Raw genomic sequence first — 6,386 nt, forward strand, 5'->3', positions numbered from 1 at the left:
AAAGCTTTGCGCAGCTGCGGGCAGGTTGTGTGACACCAAGGTCTTTTTGAACGCTTTGAGTGCTTGGGCCTTGTGTGTGGATGCTGTGCTAAAACTTTTTTGAGTCCTAAACGATGCTGGCTTCGGTTTCTCTAACCAGCATTTGAACCGCTCTACTGAGATAGCGCTGAATCATTGCCGGGTTAATCGTGGGAGCCGAGCCCCCAACCGATAAATTGAGCCTTCCTTTAACGGTGACAGCATGTCCGGAGACAGTCCCAAGAATGGATGGCGCTGATACGACACACAGCTTTTCAATATCAAAAACACCACCGAATTCGGAATATTCAATGGCGCCTAAATTAGAAAGAGGAATGGTGGGTGGATGAGATGCATCAAGTATGTTCATAAACGGCTTCGCCGCCCAAGGACCAATCATACGCATAACCCAATTTGAGACGCGATAAGGAAGAAGCGTAAGAATGAGGTTCATCTGACTTTCTACATCAGCTAGCAGCCGCGTTCGTAATTCTTGAGCCAATTGCCAAAGCGAGTCTTTCGATGATGCCTGGATGGGTCCGCCAGCAACTGTGGCGAAAAGACCAGCTGCTCCCACAGCTTCATCGGAAAGCGTGGAGCGAATATCTGTGACGGTTCCCGCGAATAGGTTGAGGGATTTTTCGGCAGAAATTTCATGGCAAGCCGAGAGCACAAAAGCCGCATGGAGGGCTCCATGAAGTGTGGTGTTATGCCGGCGAGCAAGCTTGATTAGGTTCTCGGTTACATCAGGTTCAAGTGTTTCCTCAAAAACAACAACCTGACGTTCGCCCAAAGAAGACCGTCGTGTCTTGGGTAAGCTACGGAAGGGGAAACCGGTTGCCAATACTCCACGTGCCAGTCGGCCCATCGCCCGAAGCAATAAGATAAATCCTCTCCATCCTTTAACTTCGGCTGGGAGGAGGTCTTCGAATGCTGGCACCATCGGTCTAGATTCAACAACCAGTACTTCGCCTCGAAACAATTTTTCCGCATAAAGAATAAAATCTTTAAACATTAAAAGTGTGGAGCGCCCATCGCTGATTGAGTGGTGAAACGAAAATAGAATGCTTGATTTGTTGGCTCCGTGGATAACCTGGCTAACACGCATCAATGGACCCGCAGTGGTATCATAGGGCTGGTTTATATTTTCCTCCATTAAAGCAAGAGCTTTTGCTTCATCGCCACGAAACACACGAAGAGGAATTGGAACTGCCGTGTGACGGAAAAAAGGTCTACCGCGTTTTGAAATAATTTTTACTCGAAGCTTGGGATAGCGCTGTTGGAGAGCATCGAGCGCGCCACGGGTAAGATCTGGTGTGAGTCCCCCTGAAATCGTGGCTCGAACAGTGAAGTTTAAGGACTGGCCTGCATCAAGGCGCCAATACATCTCTTCATGGGAGCCAAGTGGGCGCTCTATTTTCAGTTCTTTAGACACAAAAACCTCATTATTTACCGTTGTCTAACTCTAGTATCGCAAGTTTGGACATTTTGTTGCGTGAAACAGCGGTCTTGGCACTCCGATTTATACCGATGGCACCTTAAAGAGAGGGTATTTCTATTCGGTCAAGAATCTATTTAAGGTTTGTTGCGCTGCCCTTGGGCCTTGGGTCAAAATATTCGTTCCATCTTGCAGGAGAAGTGCGGCCAGCAGGGCAGGTCGGGGTCCTGCTGGAATACCTGCTTGGTCGAAGGCATCATCAAAAGCGGTGCTATAGGCAATTCTGGCAGATTCAGACATGGTGTTTAGTTGCTCTCTTAAGTCTGAAAGTCCTTCGTGGCTTAGATCGGTGCTGTTGCCGACCACTTCGGCAACCAACGACAAAGCGGTACCGCTGCCGACGCTGCGAGCCGTATTGGAAAATGCAGATGCAACCCCATTCGGAATCACGATCCCTGCAACATAAACCCCGGCGGCGACATTACGGTTCCGCACTGCATTTTCGCTTCCTTGGTCATCAACGATGCCCGCAGATTCGTATGCTTGGGCTCGTTCAACCGCAGTAACCGTATCAGCCAAGCCGGGCAGTCCCATCACAGCGCTGGTACCAGCACCAGCGAAAAAACCTATGGTCGCGGTTGCTCCAGCACCGGCAGTAAGGATACCGATTCCAACTCCTGCTACGATGGCCGCGCCTGACCGTGCCCAAGCGGTTCTTGAATTCGCGGATGCTCCCTGACTAATGGCCTCGTTTATACCTTCTGCTAGAAAGCTATTGGCTCTCGGTGCATACTGTCGTCGCAGAGCATCTGCTGCACCAGGCATTTGGGAAATAGTCGATAAGAGATTTTGAGGAGCGAGATTTACCAGCTGACGTTTTTGTGAATGTATTTCGTTAGCCCGTTCTTCAATTGCGTGAGACATGGCTGAAGTGTTTCGTAGATCGGATGACTCTAGCCCTAGCCCATCGAGCATCTGCGAGGCTGCTTGCTGGTCCGCCGGAGTGCCACCTTGCAGGCGGTGTATGACTCTTCCCAGCAGTTCAAGCCGATCGGGGTTCTGGGATACCTCGCGCAATTGACCCTCCGCGGTCGTGAGCATACCGATAGCTTGATCACGCATGTCCCATGCTGCGCCATACATGACGCTGTCTTTCATGCTAGCAACGACATGATCTCTTAACATCTCGTGATGCTGAGTGGACATGTCTGGATAACGCCCGTCGATGGCCCTGGAGACCGCTCTCTCTACTTGAGATTGCGACATTTGGCCTAAGTTTCTTCGGAAGTCGTCGCTAAATGCTCGTTGGTAAGTTGAGGTGTGTTCAATCTGATATTCCACGGCTTCAATGCCATCCCAAATGATGCCTTCATCGATTGGGTTGTTTCCAAGGGTAGATACGATTTGCTCGAAGCTTGGATGACGGAGATTAACTTGAGGTGGTGCCATGCGACTTGGGCTAGCACCAGACGGTGTTGTTAGCCCGCGCCCTAATCCTGCGTTAAGGGTCGAAGCGACTGGTCTGGTGCCACTGCCGAATTGGTCTCGGGCCGGTTGCATCCCGGTTGGTTTTGAAGTCGGTTTCATTGTTGAAGAGGTTCTAGCAGCACGGGGTGCAGCGGTTCCATTTAGCGGGATCATTGTAGACTGTGATGTTTCAGCAGGGCGTACCATGTTCAAGACCTTTTTTATTGAAAACTAAGTTTAAGCTTTCTTGTTTTGATTGCCGTCACCTTGGATATTTTGGCTCTCAGTATTTCCATTTCCGTTTGATACAAAATTTCAAAACGGTGATGCAGATTGGGAATCGAGGTTCCCGCTCTTGATCAACCCTACGAGAAGAGCATGGAATCTGGTTAATTTTGTTGAACGGCTTGCGTTAAGCTTTTTTTTATATGTTTCAGTGCTTTATGGGTTTTGATGTGACCTGGATCACGGATTCGAAATCTAAATTGAAAAATAAAGAAGCTCGGATGTACTTTTTCTTTTCATCAAGAGTTGGACAGTGTGATCTGGCTCACATCTCGGCTTTTTTGGCCGGTTGTAGTGTCGGACCCTTAAGACCCTTAAAAGGTGCCACCTACCTCAATAATCTTCACAGCTTTATCTGTGTGATTTAGGGATTTGTGTCCAGACAGGATGATGTGGAAGTAGTTAGAAGTGAACACAAAGGCATATAAGCTCACTGAGTAGAGGTTGAGTCCTTTGGCCAAGATAGCACCAATGGTTTTGTTGATAAGCGGGGAGGGGCGAAGCAAGAGGCGGCCTTGGATGGTTCTGATGGTAATGAAATAGAGTTTGTCTTGTTCGAAAATGCGGATAGGGCGCATGCTTTTTAGATATACAGATAGCGTGCCATTAGGTTATATCTGCCGCACCCCAGAGAAAACAAAGAGTTATGAAATTGGACTGAAGAGATGGTGTCGCAGCTGGGTGTGACGTGTGTCATATTAATACAGGTGGCACCTTAAAGTGGCACCTTAAAGAGGGAGGGGGAGTATTTAGTACCCCAACATCCACAAGTTCCTGCTTAATCTATTTTTAATCTATTTTCTAAAAGGGTGTGCCTGAACAGGATCCGCTGCCATTACATACGTCATTAAATGTGAGGTTATTGCCATCATTACACGCGGTGCCGTTTGATGCGTAGTAAGGAAAACACGTTGAACCATTTTGGGTGTAGTTTGGTGTGCAAGATGTAGTACCAGGGCAAGAATAAGCTGTACCTGAACACAAGCCTCCGCCATTACATACATCATTTTTTGTACCGTCATTGCCGTCGTTACAGGCAGTGCCACCTTGTGCGTGATTAGGAAGACATCCTGAGCCATCTTGAGTGTAGCTTGCTGTACAAGCTGTAGCGCCAGGGCAAGAATAAACTGTGCCGGAACATGAGCCGGCGCCATTGCATGCATCATTTTTTGTGCCGTTATTGCCGTCGTTACAAGCGGTGTCATTTTGCGCGTAATCAGGAACACACCCTGAGCCATTTTGAGTATAGCTTAGTGTGCAAACTGTAGGGTCAGGGCAAGAATAAACTGTACCTGAACACGAACCGCCGCCATTACATACATCATTGCTTGTGTCGTTGTTGCCGTCGTTACACGCGGTGCCACTTTGCGCATAATCAGGAAGACATTCTGAGCCATCTTGAGTATAACTTGGTGCACAAGCATCGGTTATATTATAAATCTGAGGACAATCATCGTCCATATTTAAAAGTGAATCATCGTCAAGATCTGGGGCGAGACAAGAAATCATACTTGTTAGTATTTCGGTCTCTTGCAAAATACCATCATCTGCTACTCCACCACCAAAACCGTCATCGAGGCCTATATTGGTCTCTTGATAACCTTGAACACAACCGTACATTGCTACAAAATATTTTTCCGAGTCAATGAGAACCTGATATGCGTCCGCACCATCGATGCCAGTTTCGCCTTGTTCGCCAGTTTCGCCAGTTTCGCCAGTTTCGCCATTAGAGCCATGACAAATATATTCAGTGCCATCAATCTCACTTGCATCCAGTGCACCGTTCGCATTTTCATCCATGCCATAATCAATTTGCACACAGCCATTAGGACAGCCAAACTCAGAACAATCTTCTAGAGCAAGTTGATTCACCATGGTTGAGGTATTGCCCTCTGGTGATTCTGAATCATTCTCCCCGCAACCACTGGAGAGTAAAAGGATGCTCATTATTAAAACCGTGTTCTTTTGCATTTTGTCTTCCTTGCAAGTGCTAAACTCTATTGTTCGTAGTTGTAGGGCCAATACAAGTTGCCAGTTGTAGAGGTATAAGGGGATTAGATAAAGGGATTAAGCAGGAACTCACGTTTTTTTATTCAAATTGAATAAACCTGGAGGTGGTTCGTCATATCCCTTAAGCTCTTTAGGCTTACCAACCAAAGAGGGCCTCTATGTCGCGGCAGTTCTTTCACACAGTCTCTTTAATCGCGTTTTTCTGCAGCGTCATAGGCTGCTCTGCTTCAACCATTCAGAAGACACCTGTGAGCACCGGGAACGTGAAGGTTGCTGATGAACCATGCTGGGTTAAATCGCCGAACTGTAAGGCCGATGCAGCAAGCACAACACTTTATTTTGTAGGGCAGAGTAAGGAACCTAAGCCGAGTTGGGGCCGGCCATTACGCGAATCTTTCCATTCGGCCCAAAGAGATGCCGAGCAAGAGTATGGGCGCTTTCTAGGTGTGGATATTGAAACATCCAGTTATCTGCAGAGCATTTTCAAGGATGAGCAATACCGAATGCAATTTGAGGAGACGATTAAAGAAAGCGTAAGCCATACGGTGAGCGCACTTATTAAGGCCGATGATTATTTTGTCTCTCATGAGCAAACTTCTGAAGGTGAGCCATTGTGGTCGGTTTATGTCTTGCTGAAAATATCAAAAGCAGATGTCCGTAAACATCAAGAAGCCATCGCGCAAGAGGCGAGGCAATTGGCGTTGGCGCCGAAACCACCAGACGAATGGGTTGCTACGGTTTTCAATATTGATGACACGGCTGATGTTTACGTAAACGGGAAGAAAATCAATCAATGTGATTTTTCACGTACGTGTGAAATCAAGTTGAGCTCACATTTTAAAGTAGGCCGAAACAAGGTTCGAATAGATTATATCAACCACGTTATGTTTTGGACCTATGGATACGAAGTCACCAAAAATGGCGAAGTGATGTATGAGGGCCGCTGCGGGCAGGTTTGGGTTTTGGGATGCGGATTCCTGAACACAAAAAATGGTCTGGTTCACACGTTTGAATTTGAGGTTGAGAAGAATGAACCTCTTAATGCGATTGGCCCCGAGCAACTTATCAAGCCTTGAATCCAGCCAAGAATAATCCAATGCACTCTGGGAACTCAATGACGATATTCGCTACTATGCGTTGCCCAATAACCTTGTGGTGGGAGGAATTG

5 protein-coding genes are annotated in these 6,386 nt (G+C 47.3%); 2 read left to right on the forward strand and 3 right to left on the reverse strand.

Features of this window, described 5'->3' with window-relative positions; genetic code table 11:
• Window positions 1-106: 106 nt before the first annotated feature.
• Both HOK28_05925 and HOK28_05930 read right to left on the reverse strand, forming a co-directional pair.
• The gene (locus tag HOK28_05925) at window positions 107-1,453 is read right to left on the reverse strand and encodes a hypothetical protein (GenBank protein ID MBT6432610.1); all 1,347 of its coding nucleotides are present in this window, start codon (window positions 1,451-1,453) and stop codon (window positions 107-109) included.
• Window positions 1,454-1,573: 120 nt separating this feature from the next.
• The gene (locus tag HOK28_05930; protein ID MBT6432611.1) at window positions 1,574-2,905 is read right to left on the reverse strand and encodes a hypothetical protein; all 1,332 of its coding nucleotides are present in this window, start codon (window positions 2,903-2,905) and stop codon (window positions 1,574-1,576) included.
• Between HOK28_05930 and HOK28_05935 the strand changes: the two genes are divergently transcribed.
• On the forward strand, window positions 2,904-3,158 hold the full coding sequence (locus HOK28_05935; GenBank protein MBT6432612.1) for a hypothetical protein: 255 nt from the start codon (window positions 2,904-2,906) through the stop codon (window positions 3,156-3,158). The two genes, HOK28_05930 and HOK28_05935, sit on opposite strands and share 2 nt — an antisense overlap.
• Before the next feature lie 851 nt (window positions 3,159-4,009).
• Here the strand turns inward: HOK28_05935 and HOK28_05940 are convergent.
• On the reverse strand, window positions 4,010-5,179 hold the full coding sequence (locus HOK28_05940) for a hypothetical protein (GenBank protein ID MBT6432613.1): 1,170 nt from the start codon (window positions 5,177-5,179) through the stop codon (window positions 4,010-4,012).
• 197 nt (window positions 5,180-5,376) lie between these two features.
• Here HOK28_05940 and HOK28_05945 point away from each other — a divergent pair, with 197 nt between their 5' ends.
• Complete coding sequence (locus HOK28_05945) at window positions 5,377-6,294, forward strand: hypothetical protein (protein MBT6432614.1); 918 nt, start codon at window positions 5,377-5,379, stop codon at window positions 6,292-6,294.
• The last annotated feature ends 92 nt before the right edge of the window (window positions 6,295-6,386 follow it).

It is taken from the genome of Deltaproteobacteria bacterium (genome assembly GCA_018668695.1).
GTDB lineage: Bacteria > Myxococcota > XYA12-FULL-58-9 > XYA12-FULL-58-9 > JABJBS01 > JABJBS01.

Coding starts and splice junctions, on each gene's coding strand:
- HOK28_05935 (MBT6432612.1), top strand. CDS start 2,904: ATGCGACTTGGGCTAGCACCAGACGGTGTTGTTAGCCCGCGCCCTAAT.
- HOK28_05930 (MBT6432611.1), bottom strand. CDS start 2,905: ATGGCACCACCTCAAGTTAATCTCCGTCATCCAAGCTTCGAGCAAATC.
- HOK28_05940 (MBT6432613.1), bottom strand. CDS start 5,179: ATGCAAAAGAACACGGTTTTAATAATGAGCATCCTTTTACTCTCCAGT.
- HOK28_05945 (MBT6432614.1), top strand. CDS start 5,377: ATGTCGCGGCAGTTCTTTCACACAGTCTCTTTAATCGCGTTTTTCTGC.